Here is a 19,689-nt window from a genome sequence, read left to right on the forward strand (position 1 = left end):
AAAATATAATAAGGTGAATAAGGAGGAGTTGGCATGGATGATCATAATACGGTCTGGCAACATTTAGCCTACCTCGAACAAAAAATCAATCAACAAACCAGTCTAATTAACGAATTAAATCAAAAAATAGATCGGATCATGGAACAGCAAAACCAAGCTTCAAATTCATCCGTTGAGCGTGTTGAGTATAATTTTGAACAACTCAAAATTGAAACGCTCGAAGGCACGCTAAACATAGGTTTAACTCCTCAGCAAGATCTCCCTTTTGAACAAATGGATTTACCTAAAGAAAATACAAATGAACCAACGATCACTCCTATGGAACAACAAATTTTTAATCAATTGCAGCCGTATATAAACAAAGATGTACCTCAAATAATCGATCAATTTGCTGCAGAACAAGATATGAACGTGAGTCAAGAATGGAAAACCGTGTTGGTTCAAGATATAAAAAAACAACTACCAAATCGAATTAAAGAACACACTTCAAAAATGCAACAGGATGGAAGAGTCATTGTTGATCGTGACCAAGTTCCAATGTTAATTAATCATATTAAAAAAGAAATATCTCAAGGCATTCATATGTATTTAAATAAAGTGAAGGAGAATAACGATGGAAGTTAATATATTTAATGATGAATTAGAAGTTGGTAGAGTTGAAGTAAACGGTGTATCAACATCCTCCATGTTTATTGTAGGCGATGTCGAACACTTACAACTTGCCTCCCGATATGATACACCACCTGAAGCTTATGTCTATGAAGGAATCTTCCCATTCGCAAGGGTTACAGGGTGATGACCTCATGCGTGATAGTAAGGTTAAATCAGTCTATTTAAATTCCATGGAATTTAGTGCGGTGTTTCAAGTCGGTGACAGCGTCGGTTTATATCCTTTTTCAATTGCGCACGCTGTCCAAAAGGAAAGGCCAATATTCATCGATGAATACGACTATTTTAAGGATAATGATACCATATTATCCGAACCGCTCCCTAATTTTTTAGCTAAATCAGATACCAAAGTCACACGTCATAACAATAATTCTATTAGGGTTAATTCTTTAATCAGTAACGGTGTAACAGGTAGTGGAATCATTCATATCGGGTCTTTTAACCACGGTAAAGCCATAAGTATCTTAAAACACAAACGAATTATTCAAAATGATAGGTAGGTGAAAAAATGCCTTCCATAGTCGGCCCATTAAAAATAAACAGTGTTGGTGGGGGTACGGTAAACTTTGGGGATGCTTTTTATATCGCTCCTAAAAGCTCAGCCAAAACTAACTCTGGATCTGGTTCATTAAACACAGGTGACTTTATCAATACAAATAATTTAGTTAGCTCAACAAACCCCTTTGATTCTGATTTGTATGACCAAATCATTTCAAGAAATGCATAGCGTAAAAACTCTCACTCTATTCAAAGTGAGAGTTTTTGTTATTCTGAGGAAAATAACTGGCCATTATATTTAGTTATTATTTATTATTTCTTTTGCAAACGCTTTTGCTTCTTCTTCGATATCATTCTCTTCAGTCAAATATTGAATTTCATAACCGATTCCCTTAATACTTATCAGCATGACAACTACCTCTAAATCTCTTTGAATATGTTGGTATTGAACCTCATGACCGTCGATTTCAATAACATCTGCACCCTGTAAATTTCCTGGACCCCCATTATAAACATTCATTACAATAGCAGACTGGTCCTCATATAATTCACCGTAAATAATTTCTCTAAATTGGTCCCTTGCTTCCCATGCTTCCTTGAATGTTTCATCCGCTCTTTCATCTTGAGAAAGATTATATTCAATGGTCGCCTTGAATGGGTCACCTCTAGTAACTTTTCCATCTTGAAATTTTGGGCTATATTCAATATGGACATGTCCAATCGGATATTCTGTCTCAGGCAAATAAGGCGTAACCCCTAAGTATTCATTTATCTTTTCACTAATGTCTGCCGTTCCACTCGATTCTTGACCACAACTGACTAATAGAAACAACACAACAAAAAGTAAATACTTTTTCATTAAAAAGTCCTCCAAATTAAAATACTATATAAATACCATATTATATTCATTTGTGTTTAAGATTAATAACAATATAACAAGTGACATCTCATTCATAGCCTTTTAGCAAGCTGGGACTGTAATCGAGATTCGGAAAAAATAATGCAAACGATAGAAAAAATCATTCCCAAATATCTTAAACTAAACAAACGTTTGAGTGAAAAAGTTAATATCGATTCAAATGAACAATTGATCAAACGAATTGTCAATAAGGTTGTTTAAAGTATGGAACTTGGCTTATCCAAGTTCCATTCCTTATTAAACTATAATCTCGTATCTACTATGTTGACCACCATACACAGTCACAATGGCGTTACGTTCATATTTTCTTTGATAATAATCGTTTAACCCTTGATTACTTGCTAAACAATCAAAGCGGATACACTTTTTACCTTTTTCTTGCACAAAATCTTTAGCCCAATCTATTAGTTGAATACCGATATCTTTACCCGCATATTCTCGGTTGACTACAATTCGGTGTAAGTAGACCATGCCAGGTTCATTCGCTTTTTCCTCCCAAACTAGTCGATCCCATTCAATAGGGTGTTCCTCTAGTGTTATGCTGGCTATGACTTCTTCCTCTTTTTCTAGAATATATGTACTATTGTTTTTAATCGATTCAAGTACTTCAGGTTTCTCTCCTTCTAAATCCGATATATAATAACTCCATTGATCTGTACCTTTAGATTGCAACCATATAGCAGCTTGGCGTAATAATTGTAAAACGCTATCTAAGTCCTTCTCCATTGCCTGTCTAATTTTAAAAACGTCTTGATCAAATTGTAAAATCACTATTTTTTATCCCCCTATAAGTTCAATTACTTCTAAAAAAATATACTAAGCAATATTACTATCACCATTAAAATTAATACCGCCTTAGCATAGTTTTTAAGATTCTCATTATGACTTCCAAAAGCCAATACTAATAAGGCAATTATATTTATAAATGGTATAGCTGTTAAAATTAAAATTAGAATCCATGTTCCAATCGATACCACATCATCATCGTAGTAATTCCTATTTCCACTAAAGTTTTTCTGATTTTTGATCTTCTCATTCCCTTGCTCATTTAAGTATTGATTATAGTATTCGTTATAGTAATCCAAAATAATCCTCCTATATTTTTAAACACTATTCACCAACCTTCTTTCTTTTCACTTCATTCTAGCTCTCTTTTGCCTTATTTAGCATCTCTTCTGATTTATCAAGGCCATGCCAGTTAATATTAAACAAGTCGAAATAGTGCATTTGCTTTTGTAAATAAAGACCTGTGCCACAAGATAAATCTAGTACGTTATACTCTGATAGTTGAGTGCTATTTAAAAGTGCTTCCAAATCATGGTCACATTGTTTCTATACTGATTTTCATCGTATCGGTCAGCTATTTTCGAAAAATCTGTGATTTTCATATGCTACTTCCCACCATAATAAGAATTTTTGGAAATTATTGATAATTAAATCATATCACATAAACTATAAGGATTCTATGTAAAAAAAGGAACTTGAAATTTAATCCAAGTTCCTTAAGTATATAAAAGCACTCTCATTAATTTATAATCCAAAAAATCAATATCGTGATCCTACTTTCAACAAGTATTTTATCCACTTACACCGTCTTTAGAGTCCCAATTGTCCTGCAATTTTCTAATATATATTATTTGACCCGTATGATAAGTGGTGTGGAGAGTAAGATGAGCAATCTCAGCTACCATTTTTTCGAGATTTATAGGTTCAGCCTCTTCAACAGTGTTCTTCCATTCAGCCATAATGTCATAGATTCGTTTAACCTTATCGTTCCAATTCATTCCATCCCTATTTTTAAATGTATTGCTGTCTTCGTTCTTAGGATTTGGTACGTTATTAAAACGATTTAGATAGCGTTGATTATAAAAGATTAAGTGATTAACAATTTCAGAAATAGAATGAGCAGTGTCATCCGGTTTCCATTGGGCTTGTTCTTCTGTAAGTCCTTCAATTGAATTAAGTAGGGCAACAAACCATGTGTTTTCAAGATTGGCGTTTAATTGAGCTACTAATACATCTTTAACATTCATATTTTTACCTCCTTCTAATACGGGCTTACCTAATTTCTCTTACTTAATGATTTTCGACAACTTTTTATTAAATCCTTTATTTTACATATAGATTGACTTGCTTTCAGTCTCCTCTACTTTTCATCTCTAATTAGGCCACATATATTCCATTATTTCTCCACTTCTGTTGTTCCTTCGGGGTTCGTATTAAGACTGCTGAAACTTATATTATCAAATCACTTTGCACATAAAATGAAACTATTTAATGAATGCTCATTTTCATTTGATACATTCATTAGAGCATAGTAGCTGCTAACCAGTGTTTGTATCATAGCTGATACATTAGCGAACTCATGACGAATACTATTGGCGTAACTCTTTTCCCACTGTGCGTCCTGTAGATAAGTTGCATCGACCACTTCTTGTTTTGCGATTTGAAAACCTGACATTTCAAGTAACTCTATAACTTGGGTTTTATGGAACAAGTTTTGTATATTTCCATCATTATTTACATAATTCGAGTACAAGGCAAGAATCGAAGCTGCACAAAAATGGGCACGTTGTGATATGTGAGTAAAGTATAGGTCCCACTCTGCGATACATATGTATTTCGTCATTCGACGTAATTTCTTGAAATAACTCAGTAAATCCTCAGGTCTTTTAAAGTACCAGGAACTATGAGATAACACTGCCACATCATATTTATCTCTAGATTCAAATGTCTTAAAATCCACGCCAAAATGAAATGTCACACGTTCTCCCAATCTGTAATTCTTTATTCTGTCTGTTGCCTGCCCTAACGTCAACGGAGCTCCATATTCGCGACTAGCAATATCAATGCCAATTACTTTACCATTTTTGCCTACTGCGTCTGCTATTGCTACGGTAGTGTCACCCTGTCCGCAGCCAATTTCTAATACGGACATCCCTTCCTTGATCCCAAATTCCCCCACTAAATCTAGACGGTGTTGTAACTGTACCTGCTGTATTTCATCCGTTTCGTAGAGATTATATTCGGATAAAAAAGTTTTTGTTTTGTTGTTTAATTTAACCAATATTATTTTTGCACCCCCAAATAATAACTTAACACATCTATTACTCTAAGTATCTACTGTACTCTCTCAAGATCCACTTCATTCAAAATCCGTACAAAATCAACATTAATATCACCATAATGATACGAGGATCCATTAACCGAATGCTCTGGAAACTTTTCATCTCCATTTTGATCATAAGGAATCCATCCTATATATAGCGATGGATCTGGAAACATATCATGAAAAAAGGCCGGGGATTGTTTAGCTTCATTGACTTCTCCAATTTCAGACATAATCGTAGCCCATTCATTCGGAAGCTGCATGACGCCATATGGATTATTTTGAATTGAGACGCTTTTCTCCATTTGTATTTGAGGCGTGTAGTGATGCTCCCCATACGTGATTTGGTAGTTTCGCTCTCTTAATAGATAAAACTTCGTTGATCCAAGTTTGTCATCCGGATGTATGTTCCACACGATATGGTAGGTTGATGGATCTGTTTGGTTAATTCTCCAAATCATCGGTTCTCCTGATTCATCGACTTTTATTGGCTTCCATCTATGATGTCGCCACACCCAATAGCTTAATCCATATTGATTATTTTGGTTAACAAATGGTACAACAACATGTTCTTCGTCGACAAACATTGTATCCAACGCGGTTTCGACACTAGCTCCGTCATTCAATTCATTAAGCTCCTGAACGACCTTGTCGTCAGATAGAAACGCCTTAGGATTGGCAAAATAAAACCAGTAAACACCAAATAATAGCACCCCAACCAGTATAATGCCGACTAATATATAAATCTTTTTTCTAGTCATGAGGTCTTCCTCTCCTTAAATAGCGATTGATCAAGTCGAAAGTAGTATTGCTTTTCTGGGGTTGTTATTAAAAGTCCCTTTCCATCTTCCTCGATATAAATGATCGATTGTAGACCACTTCCCCACATAGCTTTTGCACCAACTAGTTGATAAGGAAATCCTTCTTTCACAACCTCCTTAGAATTATTTTTATCCATCTCGTAATACCATTCAAAGCCACCCAACGATGCGTCACTCCATTGATTAAGTCCATTTTGCAAAAGATCTATTTGCAAGACTTGGTCTTGGGCGGATGGATGAAGATTTACAATTTGTGCATGATCTACATCAGCTATATAGGTACGCGGGTCATTTGAAGGATATACTGCCTCCTGTATTGGTGCGGATATTAAAGTCATAATAAGTAAAATAAAATTAAAAGAAAAACCTATCCAAGCAAACGGCCGATAGACTTGCCAACGTTCTTTCCTATTTGTCCAGGAACAGTAGAGTAATACAAGCCATACACCTAGCGGCAAAATAGGGAAACTTATCATTTTTCCAAACATTTGCCAATTGATAGTGAATGAGAATAGTCCAATAAGTAAAACCAGTAAAGCTTTCCATAATTTTGAATTAACTTCTCTTTTTCTATAAAAATAAACGAATAGAATGGCAGTGATTAACCATGCCACTATATTGGAAATAACCCCAATGAGATTTATATGTTCCAAAAAATCATTCCAATCTCCCGTAGTTAACTTCTTTATTCATTATACATGATATATAAATCATTCCGAATCATCTATTAAACTTCTTAAAAAAGCATTTTTGATTATAATAAGAAAAAATGGTCCGGATTCATTCCGAACCATTTCCTTATTAGTTTTCGAGTATCAAATCTCGTTCGAAGAAGTAAAGATAAACTTTTTGTAATTGAATATTCCATATATTCTCTACTGCACGTTGATAGAGTTCAACTTGAACAGCGTAGCGATCTTTTAATTCATTTACCTTTTCATCGGTCAATTTACCAAAAATAGAATCGGTTTTATAGTCTAGAAGATACCAGCCTTCTTCGGTTTTAAACAGACAATCGATCACCCCTTGAATGATGACAGATTCATCGCCAGGGTCGTTCCAATCGGGGTAAACCTCTGAGGCGGCTAATTCCATCGTAAATGGGAGCTCGCGTCTGACCTCTACAGCTTGGTGCAAGTGATGTCCAATACGATTGGATAAAAACGTTAAGATCGCATCATAATCAATGACTTCGGATTCTTCTTCACGTAAAATTTCTTTTAATACTAAACCGTCCACAAATTCTACTAAACTCACTTTAGTCCATTCACGGTTCATGGGTAGATGCTGCATAACCGTGTGCATGGCACTACCAACCTCAGTTGCGGTCAGTTTTTTCGCATCTTTTTGCATAAAGCGCGGACGTTGGAACCGCATTTTCGGTTGTTTATTCATCAAATCCATACTACTGTAATCATCCGGTACTTGCCGTAGACGTTTTAATTCTGTGACTGTTTGTTTGGCACGCCTTGTCGCACTGCTTTTATTCGGATAAACGAATGTTAAACGACGATCGACTTCTTCATAGTCTCCGGATTTATCCTGTAAGTGAGTTTCATCCCATTTTTTAATGACTTGTTCTAATTCGTCATTTCGTTTTACAGTAATCCATTCCGGATCCATGAGCTCGCTAGCATGTTGTACTTTAATGTTCCAGCGTGATTCATCTTGACGTATCTCAGTTGGAACAGTTGAGGCTACACCATTCACTTGAAGTTTTTCGGCTTGCTCATGGCGAATAAGTGCCGTCCCAATCCAATTTAAATAGGTTGCCTGATCCGTACGAATATGTGGTGGGAGTACCCATTCCAAATGGGAAGTGACTTCATTCCATTTGGCAAGACGCTTCTCCCAATCCTTTACGGTACCGACAACTGTAAGTTTTTCTTTTGCACGGGTTAAGGCGACATAAAGAATGCGCATCTCTTCTGCTAACATCTCCCGCTTCATTGCCACTTTAATCGCTTCAAATGGGAAGGTCGTAAATAAAAGTCGTTTATCGACATCCATATATTTCGCACCGAAGCCGTGATCTTTATGCAGTAAATATTGCGAGCGAAAATCCATTTCATTAAAGCCTTTATCAGCTGCCCCTAAAATGACGACTGGAAATTCAAGCCCTTTACTTTTGTGAATCGTCATCATTCGTACAACGTCCTCTTGTTCACCTAGTGCACGGGCAGCGGCTAAGTCCTCACCGCGCTCTTCCATGCGTTCAATAAAACGGAGGAAACGGTACAATCCGCGGTAAGATGATGTTTCATACGAACGGGCACGGTCATATAAGGCGCGTAAGTTTGCTTGGCGTTGCTTACCACCTGGCGTTCCACCAACGAACTCAAAATAACCCGTATCTCGGTAAATTTGCCAGATTAATTTTGATAACGCCCCGTAACGTGCTTCTTCTCTCCATGATTCAAACGTCTCAACAAAGGCTGTTAATGGACGAACCACTTCGGCCTTCTCACCTTGTTTAATATATTTTTTCATCGCGACATAGAACGGTTGATTTTTCCCATGCAAGCGAATATTCGCTAAATCATCCTCAGATAAACCAACAATTGGTGATTTCAGCACACTCACAAGCGGAATATCCTGCTGTGGGTTATCAATTGTTTTTAACACGTTCAGCATGATTTGAACTTCCATTGCTTCTAAATAGCCGGATGAAATATCAGCATAAACGGGGATACCTAATTGCTTTAATTCTTCAACAATAACACTCGCCCAGCTCATCGAACGCATTAAGATGACGATATCACGATATTGCAAGGAACGGATTTGTTCAGTTTCTTTATCAATCACTTGCATCGGGTTAGAACTATCTGTACCAATCCATTTTTTGATCTTCTCTGCATAAGCCCGTGCTTCAAGCTGTGCCTTTTGAATGTATTTCCACTCATCTGATATATTTTCATCCTCAATATCATCCTGTGTAATGACGTGGAGTTCTGTATCAACATCCGATGTCGTTAACTGTTCATACACCTGATTGCTGTAAATAAGCTCCGCATCCTTGTCATAAGTCATTTCCCCAACTTGTTCATCCAGAAGTTGACGGAAAATGTAGTTCGTAGAATCCAGTACTTCTTTACGACTTCGGAAGTTTCGAGCCAAATCGATTCGAAGTGATGGGGCATCTGCTTGTTTAAAGTTTTTATACTTATTCATAAATAATGTCGGTTCAGCGTGACGGAAGCGATAAATACTTTGCTTCACATCCCCTACCATAAAGAGGTTCCCAGCTTGTTCACCCTGCGTCACTAGCTGTAGAATTGTCTCCTGAACGAGGTTTGTATCCTGATACTCATCGATTAAAACTTCCTTAAATTGATGCTGAAATTGACTAGCAACGGTGGAACCGACTAAATGATCGGCCGTTGCCTCATCATCGAGTAAGATTTCTAGACAGTAATGTTCAAGGTCAGAAAAGTCAACCATCGCTTGTTCTTTTTTCGCTTGTTGAAAACGTTCATGAAATTCCTTTACTAAAACAACGAGCTGATCAATGAGTGGGCTTAACTTATGTAAGTCCTCAACTAATGATTTAGGTGCCCGTTTAAACCAACGCTCAATCAATTTTTTCATGCGATCTTTATAGCGATTACGAATCTCTTTGACCGCTTCTTTTAAATCCTCATCACATTCAATTTTTTTCCGAGACAAAGAACCAAACTTTTCATTATCGATAAAAATTTGACGTAAGTCATACCACGGAGCTCCGGTTGATTCCATAACCTGCTTAATTTGAGCTCGGTCTTCTTCTAACGTTGGTACATAATGCGCTGGTCCATTAACATCCTGCGCTATGTCTAATGCCTGGTTCATATCAAATAACATCGCTTCGAGGTTTTCCTTTATATCTTCGCGAACAATCGGCATCCATGGAAGGTCATCGAGTTTCGCATCTTCAGGTAAACGATACGTCTCTTGAACCTGATTAAGCCATTCGTATGGCCACGGGTTTTGCATCGCAAATTCGTACATTTTTAATACAAGGGTTTCAACCTTGGCGTCGTCACGGTCATTGGAAAAACTATCGACAAAGCGGAAAAAGGTTTCCTGCTCCTCACCTTCTTTTCCATACCATTCTTCAAAAACCTCTTGAATGATATCGCTTCGGAGTAGCTCAGCTTCGATATCATCTAAAATTCGAAAGCTTGGGTCTAAATCGAGCTGATAGCTATACTTACGTACAACCTCCATACAGAACGAATGAAGGGTCGAGATATTAGCATGTTGCAGGAGCGAGAGTTGTTTTTTTAAATGAATCGAGTTGGGATTTGTTTGTAATGCTTTTTCAATCGCTGCTCCGACTCGGGTTCGCATTTCTTGAGCGGCTGCATTCGTAAACGTCACGACTAACATTTCATCGATGTTATACGGATCGTGTTCACGGAGCATCTTTTGGATAATCCGTTCAACTAGTACAGCGGTTTTTCCCGAGCCTGCAGCTGCGGCAACGAGAATGTCTTTCTCACCTTCATAAATGGCAAGCTCCTGTTCTTCCGTCCATTTCATCTACAGTTCCCCCTCTCGCTCTAAAATTTTCTTCAGCATCATCTCGTCTTTGTCTTCTTTTAACCGACGATACTCGTGTTCATCTAATGTTGGATCAAACTGACAAACAGATTGGAATGGGCAATAGGAACAAGCGACCATATCTTTTTTCTGAAACGGATTAAGCTTCACCTGTCCATCGACTATCTCGCTCCCAGCATTCGTCATAACCTGGCGAACATATTGATTCATGCGCTCAAAGATATCCTGATTCACCGTCTTCGATCCACTTCTAAATGTGCCATCTTTTTTTACACCGAATGGCGCAATTTTGCTTGTACCGGTATCTAATGATTGATCCATTGCTTGGGCGACTTGTTCGTCTTCAAGAAGCAGACCATTCATTTTAAACGCTTTTAACATTTCGTCTTCAATCGCGTCATCATCTAACGACTTCGGATCGCTGATCGTTGGATTATGCACGTGGAAATAAAGTACCCCAGCAGGTTCGGCCTGTTTACCGCCCCAGCGAGATGAATGGGTTAAAACTACATCTAAATACGTCAGCATTTGCAGAGCTAAACCATAATAGACATCAACCAAGCTTAAATCCTTTTGACTCGATTTATAATCGATAATGCGCAAATAGAGTTGGTCGTCTATTTCGGCTTGATCAACCCGGTCAATTCGCCCACTTAACTCTAATTGATAGCCCTGTGGCAGATTTAACTCAAGGGGAGGTAGTTTTTGCTTACGACCAAAGCCAATTTCAATCCCTGCCGGAGCAAAATCAGAATGCTTCGCTTGATAAGCTAACACGTTTGTCGCCCGGATAATCACTTGTTCAAGTTTTCTTAAAATATATTGATAACGATTTGAGCTAAATAAAATTTGGTGATTCAATACGGGTGCAAGCTTTTCAATCGCCCGTCTGGCATATTGGCGAATCTCTTCATCAGTTAATTCGAAAAACGCCTTCCCTTCTTGATAGACCCACTCCGTTATCGCACGTAACGACTCGTGGAACAACTGACCAATGTCTGGTGCCGCAAGCTGGAACGTATGTCGTTCACTAAGCCCTAATGTGTATTGTGCAAAGTAACGATAGGAACATTGATGATACGTTTCCAAACGTGAGATACTCGACCGAATCGTTTGATCATATAACTTTCCAACCGTTTCCTGCTGTAACGGTTCAGGCTCTGGACGGTAAAACAGGCTCTGCAAGACGCGCTGTGTTTTTCCGCCTTTAACCTCATGCTCCACATACCAATGTAATGTATCCCAATAGACATTGGCTACTGGATAACCGCGTAGGTATTTCGATAGCTCAGCTGTTAAAATCGACCGAGATTTCTCTGGGTTTGTAATAAAACGCATCGGCTCTTGCTCGTCTTCATCATCCATAATCCATTTCCGCTCAACTCTGGGAAACATCGCTTGAAGTCGTTTTATCATCGGTGCCGGTACTTTCGAACGCCCTTCCTCATCACTCAATGGATAGCTAACCCATAATTGTTCTGATGCTAGCGTAAAGGCTAAATACATATAAAAACGGTCATCTAATAAAACACGATCCGCTCGGTCAGCCAATTTAATGCCATGACCTTCTAAAACAAGACGCTCATCATCTGTGACCATCCCTTCACCAGGTGGCTTAAGCGGATAAACACCTTCAATTGCCCCTAAAATAAATCCAGCTTTAACGTCAGAAATTCTTGAGCGTTCAACACTACCAATAATGACATGATCAATCGTTGGCGGAACCTGTGCAAAGGTCAAGGTATCGAATCCAGCCTCAACCATTTGTAAAAATAACTGGTTTGATGCTTGATCATCGCCAATCATTTCAACCATTTCATCAAACAATTCCATTACGGCTTGCCACACCTGCTCTTGTTCACGTGCCGTTTCCACACGACCGACGTCATCGTAATGATCGCGTAAGTTTTCTAACGTTCTTGGCGCATCTAAGTGTTCAAGCCATTGAAAGACGACCTGACATTTTCCAGCGATGGTGTCAGCTTGACGGACATGTTGATCAAAGCTTTGAAGTGCATTCACTACCTGATCTCGATAAGCATTAATCTGCTCTTCCATTTCTTTTTCTTCATCGGTTTGACGGCGGAACTCTAAGCCTGTAAACCGTTGATATGGCCAGTTTTCATCAGATAACCATTGGTCGCGTCTCCGGATACCGTATTCTAAGACGTAGTTTTCCAACGTATCAATCGCTTCTTCATGAAGCGGATATTGTTCATCTGTTGGCAGTACTAAGCCTGTTTTCAACAAGCGAAAAACCGCATCATAACGCCAGTTGCTATCCACAACTTCAAGACCTGTCCGAATTAATTCGACAAACGGGTGGTTTAACATCGTTTTCTTCTCATCAACGAAAACTGGTATCTCATAGTCATCAAAAATCGTTTCAATAAGGTCATGGTACACTTCAGGCTGACGGATCAGTAACGCCATATCCTGATAACGATAGCCTTCATCCCTGACTAAGCGCGTAATTTCCTGTGCGACCCCTTCGACTTCAGCACGAGGGTGAACCGTTTCGACTAATTTAATTGGCGCTTCAGCATCATATGTTGGAACAGGCTGCGTTTCAAAATATCGCTCGAGATGTTCAAGTGCTCCATTACCTTTAAAACGACGTTGCGGCGACATATAATAAGGCTCGTCGATTTCAATATCATCATTTTCAGCCATCTCAACAATCGTGTCATACGTCGTTTTCGTTTGATAAAATAGATCAAGCTCACTACCATCGGATACACCTGGATTTAACACGAGTGTTATTTTCACGTCCTTGGCATGCTTCATTAACGCTTCAATGACGTAATATTCCTGCGGCGTAAAGCGATGGAACCCATCAATGTAAATCGTGGACGAACTTAAGATACCCGTCTGTTTAATCTTTTCCACCATTAATTCGAGCTGATCCTCATGATCGATATAATGACCACGTAATTGCTGATCGAGCTCTTGATAAATGAGTGCTAAATCTGACAGTTTATTTTTAAGCGCCACTTCATGTGGATGCGTATGTTGGAACTTCGTCATCTCCATGACGACACGATGTAAAGTCTGTGGCGTAATACGATAACGCTTCATCTCGGTAATCATTTTTTCTAAATGATCAATAAACCCTTGCTTATCGACAGCTTCCTGGTACGCCACTAACGAATCCTTATATTCTTCGGCCAGTTTGCGGAGCATCATTTGAATCCCGGTAGATGTAATGAACGGCTTCGTCGCTCCACCGACTTCGTTAAAAATATACCAAGCCAGACGCGAAAAACTAAACACTTGAGCACGAATGGAGCCATTCACGCCCTCTTGACGCACAAGATCATACTCCTGCTGAAATGCCATCTGGTCTGGCACTAAATAAAAAATAGGATCGCCTGTTGGATCCTGTTTCATCTCCTCGGTGATTTCATCGAAAATATACTTACCGAACTCAGAGCCTGACCTGCCGAGAATAAATTGTAAAGCCATCGTATCCCCCCCCTTACTCATTGTCACCATTAACCTCGTCTGCTTTTGATTGAATGCGTTTTTCGATCAGTTTACCAATGATCCAAAATAGTCCAATACAAATCCCGACGATAATCGTTCTTACCGGTTCTTGAGCAAATGACGCAATACTATCGCCGACATAAGATACTGAGAAGATCATGGCCGCTTTACCTAATATAACAGCTAATATAAATTGTTTGATTGAAATTCTCGTAAATGCTGCCACCACATTAATTAATGCGGATGGCGAAAACGGAAAACATAATAATAAGAAAATCGGGCCAAAACCTCGCTTATCAAAAAATGAAATAACCTGATTGACCTGCTTTTGTTCTTTAATCCGCTGCACCCATTGGAATCTTTGCAATTTCCGAATTAAAATAAATACTAAAATCGAACCTGCCGAGGCACTGACCCATGAAAATAAAAACCCAAAGACTAGTCCATACACAATGGAATTGGCTAATATAAATACAATAACCGGGAGAAATGGAAAAAAGGCCTCGATAAAAGGCAGTAATATTCCTGGTATAGGACCAAAGCTCCCATAGAACTCTAAAAGCTGTATAATAAAATTCCCGACAACGGAATCAGAAAACATTTCTTTTAATTCATCAAGATTCGAAACTTCGCTGTTCATGTCATTTTACTCCTATCTTTGTCTCGTCTCCTTCTATTTTATAAGAAAATGGGCTTTTTGCCTACTGTTCCCGTGTTGAAATATTTTCAACAATATTTTATAATAGAACACACGTTCGATAATAGTGGAGGGAAACACCATGCGTTACTTAAAAGAAGAAGAATTTCAAATGGCTTCCCGTTTTCTTTTTCTCTCGATGACCATCATTGTCTTAGAAAAAGACCTCGAACAAATCGAGAACGGAGCATTTAAAATCAAAGAACCTTATTTAAATTTATTACATGACATGAAGAATCTTGCGAAGAATGAACGGAAGAACTTACGCAGAAAAATGCGTGAGGGAAAAATCGATGTCGTTTTCGTGCAGAAAAACGACACGTTTTCAACATACCTATTTATCGCCCGCGGATACGAAGAAGAACGACGGTATTTTAACCCCGCCGTTCGTAAAAAAGTTGAACATCTTTATCATGAGCTTATGGTTGAAGCTCTAAAAGCTCACGCTCGATTTCTTTCTGAAGTTTATTAACGCGTTCCATTAATAAATGGCGATATTGAGCTGTCCGTTGAATTTGATTACTTATGGATAAATAAGAAATATTAAGCTTTATCTGTTTCCCATTATTAAAATGAATTTGCGTCACTTTCGGTGTGACCTTCTTTACATAACTGACATGGTTATGACAAATCCAAATACAATCATTCGCACTCGGTGAGGATGTCGGCAGGAAGAAAATTTGGCAGCTTGTATCGATCGCAATAGGTGCTTTACGATTAATGCCATAGACATGCTGTGCTCCTCTTAACCTCCCTTTTAAATCGGCTCCTAATTCCTTACACACCTCATCCATGACCTGTCGTGGTGACAGATATGTATAATACTCACCATCTCTCTCTAACACCTGTGATCCACAAGTATCTTCATCTAGCTCATAAGGTAAAACCGCCATCGTTTTCGCCGTTACTCTCGGCCGATTAATCAATTTCATATAAAAGACCTCTCGAATAATTTCTTAGGAAGATCATATAAAATTTACTAAAAAAAGTTAAATGTATTTTTAAGTGATTTCTGCAGGTGCAAATGCCAATTCAGGCTAAATTTCGATTAAAAAAATAAAAAATCTGCTAAAAATCGATTGAAAAGTAAAATTATAATTAAAAGCCGAATGACATTTGTTCCTTCCTTTTCATACCACTAGATTGTTAATCGTTTAAGTTTAAAACTAACGAACAATACAGAAAGTATAATTCCTCCAATGAGACCGCCAACATGACCGGCAATACTAATGTCTGGGACGATAAAGGTGTTCATAAACCCTAATATGACACAAATTATGATAAACCGTATAAAAAATGGAGAAAACATATCTTTATAAGGAAAAATTAATACTAGATACATCCCTAACAACCCATAACCAGGTCCTGAAGATCCCGCTAAAGGAATGGAGTAACCCGAGAAAAACAGAATAAATATTGCGGCAAAACAACTTAAATAGATATATATTAAAAGGAAATTTAAGCTGCCTAAAATGCGTTCAAAAGGTAAGCACAAATAAATCAAGATGGGAATGTTCAAGATGAAGTGAAAGTAACTCATATGTCCAATGGCATAGGTTAATAAACGCCAAATTTCCCCGTTGTTAACTAATTGCTGATCATAAGCTCCGAATAGGAGGATAATTTCACTGCTGTAACTACCCATTGAAGTTACCATGATGACAACGACAACATTAATAAAGAAAATTATCAATGTGATAGGATATTTTTTAATAGATTAAACGTCAATATTAAACTTCCTTTCTATTAAACAATCTATATGCTTAATAGAATCATTACTAATAGAACTTGTCAATTTATTCCTTTAACAGTTTCCGATTGTCTCATCTAATCATTCATTGGTCTTTTAAAAAAACCTTTGAATCCCCAAAGGCCTACCCTGATTCCCCATTCAACCTCAATAATTGCCCAATAAACTGTGATTATTCCCCAATGATACACGGTGAGTGCCCTAAAACATGTGATAATTCCCCCATCAGGCCATTTTTTTGCCCAATAACTGCCATTGAGTGCCCAATCATAACATTTAATGCCCAATGATTCCTGTAATCCCTCAACAGATTTGGGACTATTCCTAGTTCTTAAAGCTAAAAAACCCAACCCCACCCAGGATTGAGTTTCAACTAAAATCATTTCGCCAACAACGCACGGTCACTCGCCATGCGGCGTCCGCGGATATTTTCAAATTCACTAAGTAAGTCTGGTACGGTAAGGTCTTTTTTCCTTTCCTCATTTGCTTCAAAGATGATACTGCCTTCATCCATCATCCAAAGGCGGTTACCGAGATCAATGGCTTGTTCCATTTGGTGGGTAACCATCACTGTTGTGAGTTTGTGCTTCTTCACTAAATCTTTCGTTAAGTTAATGATAAGCGATTGTTTTGACGGATCGAGTGCCGCTGTGTGTTCATCGAGTAACAGAATCTTTGGTTCAGTAAAAGTTGCCATGAGCAGTGATAAAGCCTGACGTTCTCCACCTGATAATAATCCGACCTTTGAATTCAAGCGATTTTCTAACCCGATTTCGAGTGTCGATAAAAGCTCTCGGAAACGTTCGCGTGTTTTTTTCGTGACGCCTTTAAATAGGCTGCGTCGTTTCGTTCGACCGAGTGAGATCATCATGTTTTCTTCAATTGTCATACCTGGTGCGGTTCCGGATAGAGGATTTTGAAACACACGCCCAATAAGCTTCGCACGTTTTTCTTCAGGTAAGGCTGTCACGTCTTTTCCATCTATCCAAACATCACCCTCATCTGGAAGGAGAGTACCCGCTAGCATATTGAGTAACGTTGACTTTCCTGCTCCGTTACTCCCGATAATCGTGACGAAATCACCAGGTTCCAAGCTTTGCGAAACGTCATGCAGAGCACGGCGCTCATCGGGTGTATTCGGGTAAAATGTTTTATGAATATTATTCAGTTGAAGCATGTTGAACCTCTCCTTTTTCCTTTCGCTTCAAAGCCGCTTGCTTCGACTTCTTGAATTGGCGTTTCGCTTTCGATTTTTCTAGCATGTTCGGAACGACGAGTGCTGCGATTACGATTATGGCCGTAATGAGCTTCATGTCACTTGCTTCAAGGAAATCAACGCGTAAGGCTAATGAGTAAATGACGCGATAGACGATTGAGCCGAGTATTACCGCTAATGTCATGCGAACGATTTTGTCTTTTCCGAATAACACTTCTCCGATAATCACTGAGGCAAGACCGATAATAATCATCCCAACACCTAAGTTGACATCAGCAAATCCGTTGTGCTGCACGACCAGCGCCCCACTCAAGCCAACTAAAGCGTTTGAGATTCCCATTCCGGCAACGATGTAAAGGTTGGTGTTCGTTGAGAAACTTTTCACCATCGATTGATTATCACCGGTCGCACGTAGCGTGATTCCCGCTTCTGTCCGTAAAAAGAAATCGAGTAGTTTTTTAACAATTAAAGCAATGACAATCATCGAAACAATAATATAAAACGTATCCGGTGCAAAATCCGTAATCCCTATCCATTCAAACGGCGCGATGAAAATAGCATCTAGATGGAGGCTTTGCCACCATGAAGACAGCACGGAAAATAATGTTGTCTCATTGAGCATCGGAATATTCGGTTGTCCCATAATCCGGAGGTTAACCGAATATAATGCAATCATCATTAAAATACCAGCTAGCAGTGGATTAATATTCCCTTTAGTATGCAGAAGGCCCGTCACGCAACCTGCCAGAAGCCCAGCAATAGCTCCAGCTAAGGTTGCGATAACAGGATTGGTACCACCGACAATCATGACGGCTGCAACCGCTCCTCCTGTGACAAAACTTCCATCAACGGTTAAGTCCGGGAAATCAAGTATTCGAAAAGAAATATAAACACCGAGCGCCATAATCGCGTATATTAGACCTGATTCAACTGCGCCGTATAATGCATGTATCATAGTAACTCTCCTCTATTCGTCAGTCTCGGTTGTTACGAGTTCTGCTTGCTCTTTTAACTCGTCTGTCAGCTCAACACCCATTTGTTCAGCAGCATCTGTGTTAATCATGAGCTTTAAGTTTTGTGGATATTCAGCTGGAATGTCACTTGGTGATTGACCGTCCTGTAAAATTTCTATAGCTTTTTGACCAGCTTCAAAGCCTATATCATAATAATCAAAACCAAATGCGGCGAGTCCTCCACGTTTTACCGAGTCGTGTTCACTGACCACTACTGGAATTTGTTCTTCATGACCAACCATTATAACCGTTTCTAAGGCACTAACAACTGTGTTATCGGTGATAATTAAAATAGCATCTGCTTTTCCGACTAATGATTCTGCTGCCTGCTTAACCTCTGAAGATGACGACACGGTTGCTTCAACTGTTTCAAGTCCATTTTCTTCAGCTAGTTGCGTAACGTTATCGATTTGGGCGACAGAGTTTTGTTCGCCTGCATTATAAATTAATCCAACCGTTTCAGCACCTAAGTCTTTAATGAATTGTACGGTTTTAGGAACAGTTTCTGGGTGCATGTCGGCTGTTCCTGTCACATTGCCACCTGGTTCTTCCATGGATTCAACTAATCCAGCACCAACGGGATCAGTAACAGACGTGAATACAATCGGAATCTCGGATGTTTCATTTAAAGCACTTTGCGCACTTGGTGTCGAGTTGGCAAAAATTAAGTCCACCTCATCACCAACAAACTTTTGCGCTATCATTTGGTTATTATTGTTATCCCCCTGTGCTAGTTCTTCTTCAAACTGAACATTTAAACCCGCTTCATTTAAAGCATCCTTAAAACCTTGCGTTGCTCGATTTAGGGAAGGGTGTTCAACAATTTGTGTAATGCCAATAACTAATTCTTCATTTCCGTCGCCACTAGAATTCGTTTCCCCTTCACTATCTTCACTCGTTCCACATGCTGCAACGAATAACAACATGGATAACAGGATCAATTTCGATATCTTCTTCATTATGAATCTC

21 protein-coding genes are annotated in these 19,689 nt (G+C 38.7%); 5 read left to right on the forward strand and 16 right to left on the reverse strand.

Annotated elements, in window-relative coordinates; all coding sequences use genetic code 11:
- Positions 1–33: 33 nt before the first annotated feature.
- The 4 genes from gerPC to BLP77_RS06845 are packed head-to-tail and all read left to right on the forward strand — an operon-like array spanning position 34 to position 1,396.
- A complete protein-coding gene (gene gerPC / locus BLP77_RS06830) occupies positions 34–624 on the forward strand; it encodes a spore germination protein GerPC (protein ID WP_093856368.1) in 591 nt (196 codons plus the stop codon).
- Complete coding sequence (locus tag BLP77_RS06835) at positions 614–796, forward strand: spore gernimation protein GerPD (protein ID WP_093856369.1); 183 nt, start codon at positions 614–616, stop codon at positions 794–796. The genes gerPC and BLP77_RS06835 overlap by 11 nt, the downstream gene beginning before the upstream one ends.
- Before the next feature lie 7 nt (positions 797–803).
- Positions 804–1,169 (forward strand): spore germination protein GerPE, encoded by a 366-nt coding sequence (locus BLP77_RS06840; protein ID WP_093856370.1) that lies wholly within the window; start codon positions 804–806, stop codon positions 1,167–1,169.
- An 8-nt stretch (positions 1,170–1,177) separates the two neighbouring features.
- Complete coding sequence (locus BLP77_RS06845; RefSeq protein ID WP_093856371.1) at positions 1,178–1,396, forward strand: spore germination protein; 219 nt, start codon at positions 1,178–1,180, stop codon at positions 1,394–1,396.
- Between the two features lie 69 nt (positions 1,397–1,465).
- Here the strand turns inward: BLP77_RS06845 and BLP77_RS06850 are convergent, their stop codons facing one another.
- The 11 genes from BLP77_RS06850 to BLP77_RS06895 form a co-directional block, all read right to left on the reverse strand.
- Entirely contained in the window at positions 1,466–2,026 is a 561-nt protein-coding gene (locus BLP77_RS06850; protein WP_093856372.1) for a hypothetical protein, read from the reverse strand.
- 297 nt (positions 2,027–2,323) lie between these two features.
- Entirely contained in the window at positions 2,324–2,857 is a 534-nt protein-coding gene (locus tag BLP77_RS06855; protein WP_093856373.1) for a GNAT family N-acetyltransferase, read from the reverse strand.
- A gap of 32 nt (positions 2,858–2,889) precedes the next feature.
- Positions 2,890–3,171 (reverse strand): hypothetical protein, encoded by a 282-nt coding sequence (locus tag BLP77_RS06860; protein ID WP_218118849.1) that lies wholly within the window; start codon positions 3,169–3,171, stop codon positions 2,890–2,892.
- A gap of 58 nt (positions 3,172–3,229) precedes the next feature.
- Positions 3,230–3,400, reverse strand: coding sequence for a class I SAM-dependent methyltransferase (locus BLP77_RS16255; protein ID WP_143001407.1), 171 nt, complete (start codon positions 3,398–3,400; stop codon positions 3,230–3,232).
- Between the two features lie 263 nt (positions 3,401–3,663).
- Positions 3,664–4,119 carry a DinB family protein gene (locus tag BLP77_RS06865; RefSeq protein ID WP_093856374.1) on the reverse strand — a complete coding sequence of 152 codons (456 nt, stop codon included), beginning with the start codon at positions 4,117–4,119 and terminating at the stop codon, positions 3,664–3,666.
- Positions 4,120–4,334: 215 nt separating this feature from the next.
- Complete coding sequence (locus tag BLP77_RS06870) at positions 4,335–5,153, reverse strand: SAM-dependent methyltransferase (RefSeq protein ID WP_245686821.1); 819 nt, start codon at positions 5,151–5,153, stop codon at positions 4,335–4,337.
- Positions 5,154–5,206: 53 nt separating this feature from the next.
- Positions 5,207–5,956 (reverse strand): hypothetical protein, encoded by a 750-nt coding sequence (locus tag BLP77_RS06875; RefSeq protein ID WP_093856376.1) that lies wholly within the window; start codon positions 5,954–5,956, stop codon positions 5,207–5,209.
- Entirely contained in the window at positions 5,953–6,669 is a 717-nt protein-coding gene (locus BLP77_RS06880) for a hypothetical protein (protein ID WP_093856377.1), read from the reverse strand. The genes BLP77_RS06875 and BLP77_RS06880 overlap by 4 nt, the downstream gene beginning before the upstream one ends.
- A 148-nt stretch (positions 6,670–6,817) precedes the next feature.
- Positions 6,818–10,537 carry a helicase-exonuclease AddAB subunit AddA gene (gene addA, locus BLP77_RS06885; protein ID WP_093856378.1) on the reverse strand — a complete coding sequence of 1,240 codons (3,720 nt, stop codon included), beginning with the start codon at positions 10,535–10,537 and terminating at the stop codon, positions 6,818–6,820.
- The gene (gene addB, locus BLP77_RS06890; RefSeq protein ID WP_093856379.1) at positions 10,538–14,023 is read right to left on the reverse strand and encodes a helicase-exonuclease AddAB subunit AddB; all 3,486 of its coding nucleotides are present in this window, start codon (positions 14,021–14,023) and stop codon (positions 10,538–10,540) included.
- A 13-nt stretch (positions 14,024–14,036) separates the two neighbouring features.
- Positions 14,037–14,684 carry a TVP38/TMEM64 family protein gene (locus BLP77_RS06895; protein ID WP_093856380.1) on the reverse strand — a complete coding sequence of 216 codons (648 nt, stop codon included), beginning with the start codon at positions 14,682–14,684 and terminating at the stop codon, positions 14,037–14,039.
- Between the two features lie 139 nt (positions 14,685–14,823).
- Between BLP77_RS06895 and BLP77_RS06900 the strand changes: the two genes are divergently transcribed.
- Positions 14,824–15,213 carry a YhjD family protein gene (locus BLP77_RS06900; RefSeq protein ID WP_093856381.1) on the forward strand — a complete coding sequence of 130 codons (390 nt, stop codon included), beginning with the start codon at positions 14,824–14,826 and terminating at the stop codon, positions 15,211–15,213.
- On the opposite strand, the gene BLP77_RS06905 is transcribed toward BLP77_RS06900, so the two are convergent.
- The 5 genes from BLP77_RS06905 to BLP77_RS06930 form a co-directional block, all read right to left on the reverse strand.
- Entirely contained in the window at positions 15,161–15,673 is a 513-nt protein-coding gene (locus BLP77_RS06905) for a competence protein ComK (RefSeq protein WP_093856382.1), read from the reverse strand. The two genes, BLP77_RS06900 and BLP77_RS06905, sit on opposite strands and share 53 nt — an antisense overlap.
- A gap of 206 nt (positions 15,674–15,879) precedes the next feature.
- Positions 15,880–16,398 (reverse strand): rhomboid family intramembrane serine protease, encoded by a 519-nt coding sequence (locus BLP77_RS06910; protein ID WP_093856383.1) that lies wholly within the window; start codon positions 16,396–16,398, stop codon positions 15,880–15,882.
- A gap of 472 nt (positions 16,399–16,870) precedes the next feature.
- Positions 16,871–17,668, reverse strand: coding sequence for an ABC transporter ATP-binding protein (locus tag BLP77_RS06920; protein ID WP_093856385.1), 798 nt, complete (start codon positions 17,666–17,668; stop codon positions 16,871–16,873).
- A complete protein-coding gene (locus tag BLP77_RS06925) occupies positions 17,652–18,662 on the reverse strand; it encodes an ABC transporter permease (RefSeq protein WP_093856386.1) in 1,011 nt (336 codons plus the stop codon). The genes BLP77_RS06920 and BLP77_RS06925 overlap by 17 nt, the downstream gene beginning before the upstream one ends.
- A 12-nt stretch (positions 18,663–18,674) precedes the next feature.
- A complete protein-coding gene (locus tag BLP77_RS06930; protein ID WP_093856387.1) occupies positions 18,675–19,679 on the reverse strand; it encodes an ABC transporter substrate-binding protein in 1,005 nt (334 codons plus the stop codon).
- Between the last annotated feature and the right edge of the window lie 10 nt (positions 19,680–19,689).

The organism is Tenuibacillus multivorans, from assembly GCF_900103915.1.
GTDB classification, from domain to species: domain Bacteria; phylum Bacillota; class Bacilli; order Bacillales; family Alkalibacillaceae; genus Tenuibacillus; species Tenuibacillus multivorans.

Coding starts and splice junctions, on each gene's coding strand:
- BLP77_RS06845 (WP_093856371.1), top strand. CDS start 1,178: ATGCCTTCCATAGTCGGCCCATTAAAAATAAACAGTGTTGGTGGGGGT.
- BLP77_RS06905 (WP_093856382.1), bottom strand. CDS start 15,673: ATGAAATTGATTAATCGGCCGAGAGTAACGGCGAAAACGATGGCGGTT.
- BLP77_RS06875 (WP_093856376.1), bottom strand. CDS start 5,956: ATGACTAGAAAAAAGATTTATATATTAGTCGGCATTATACTGGTTGGG.
- BLP77_RS06835 (WP_093856369.1), top strand. CDS start 614: ATGGAAGTTAATATATTTAATGATGAATTAGAAGTTGGTAGAGTTGAA.
- addB (WP_093856379.1), bottom strand. CDS start 14,023: ATGGCTTTACAATTTATTCTCGGCAGGTCAGGCTCTGAGTTCGGTAAG.
- BLP77_RS06850 (WP_093856372.1), bottom strand. CDS start 2,026: ATGAAAAAGTATTTACTTTTTGTTGTGTTGTTTCTATTAGTCAGTTGT.
- BLP77_RS06930 (WP_093856387.1), bottom strand. CDS start 19,679: ATGAAGAAGATATCGAAATTGATCCTGTTATCCATGTTGTTATTCGTT.
- BLP77_RS06865 (WP_093856374.1), bottom strand. CDS start 4,119: ATGAATGTTAAAGATGTATTAGTAGCTCAATTAAACGCCAATCTTGAA.
- gerPC (WP_093856368.1), top strand. CDS start 34: ATGGATGATCATAATACGGTCTGGCAACATTTAGCCTACCTCGAACAA.
- BLP77_RS06920 (WP_093856385.1), bottom strand. CDS start 17,668: ATGCTTCAACTGAATAATATTCATAAAACATTTTACCCGAATACACCC.
- BLP77_RS06925 (WP_093856386.1), bottom strand. CDS start 18,662: ATGATACATGCATTATACGGCGCAGTTGAATCAGGTCTAATATACGCG.
- BLP77_RS06900 (WP_093856381.1), top strand. CDS start 14,824: ATGCGTTACTTAAAAGAAGAAGAATTTCAAATGGCTTCCCGTTTTCTT.
- addA (WP_093856378.1), bottom strand. CDS start 10,537: ATGAAATGGACGGAAGAACAGGAGCTTGCCATTTATGAAGGTGAGAAA.
- BLP77_RS06840 (WP_093856370.1), top strand. CDS start 804: ATGCGTGATAGTAAGGTTAAATCAGTCTATTTAAATTCCATGGAATTT.
- BLP77_RS06895 (WP_093856380.1), bottom strand. CDS start 14,684: ATGAACAGCGAAGTTTCGAATCTTGATGAATTAAAAGAAATGTTTTCT.
- BLP77_RS06910 (WP_093856383.1), bottom strand. CDS start 16,398: ATGGTAACTTCAATGGGTAGTTACAGCAGTGAAATTATCCTCCTATTC.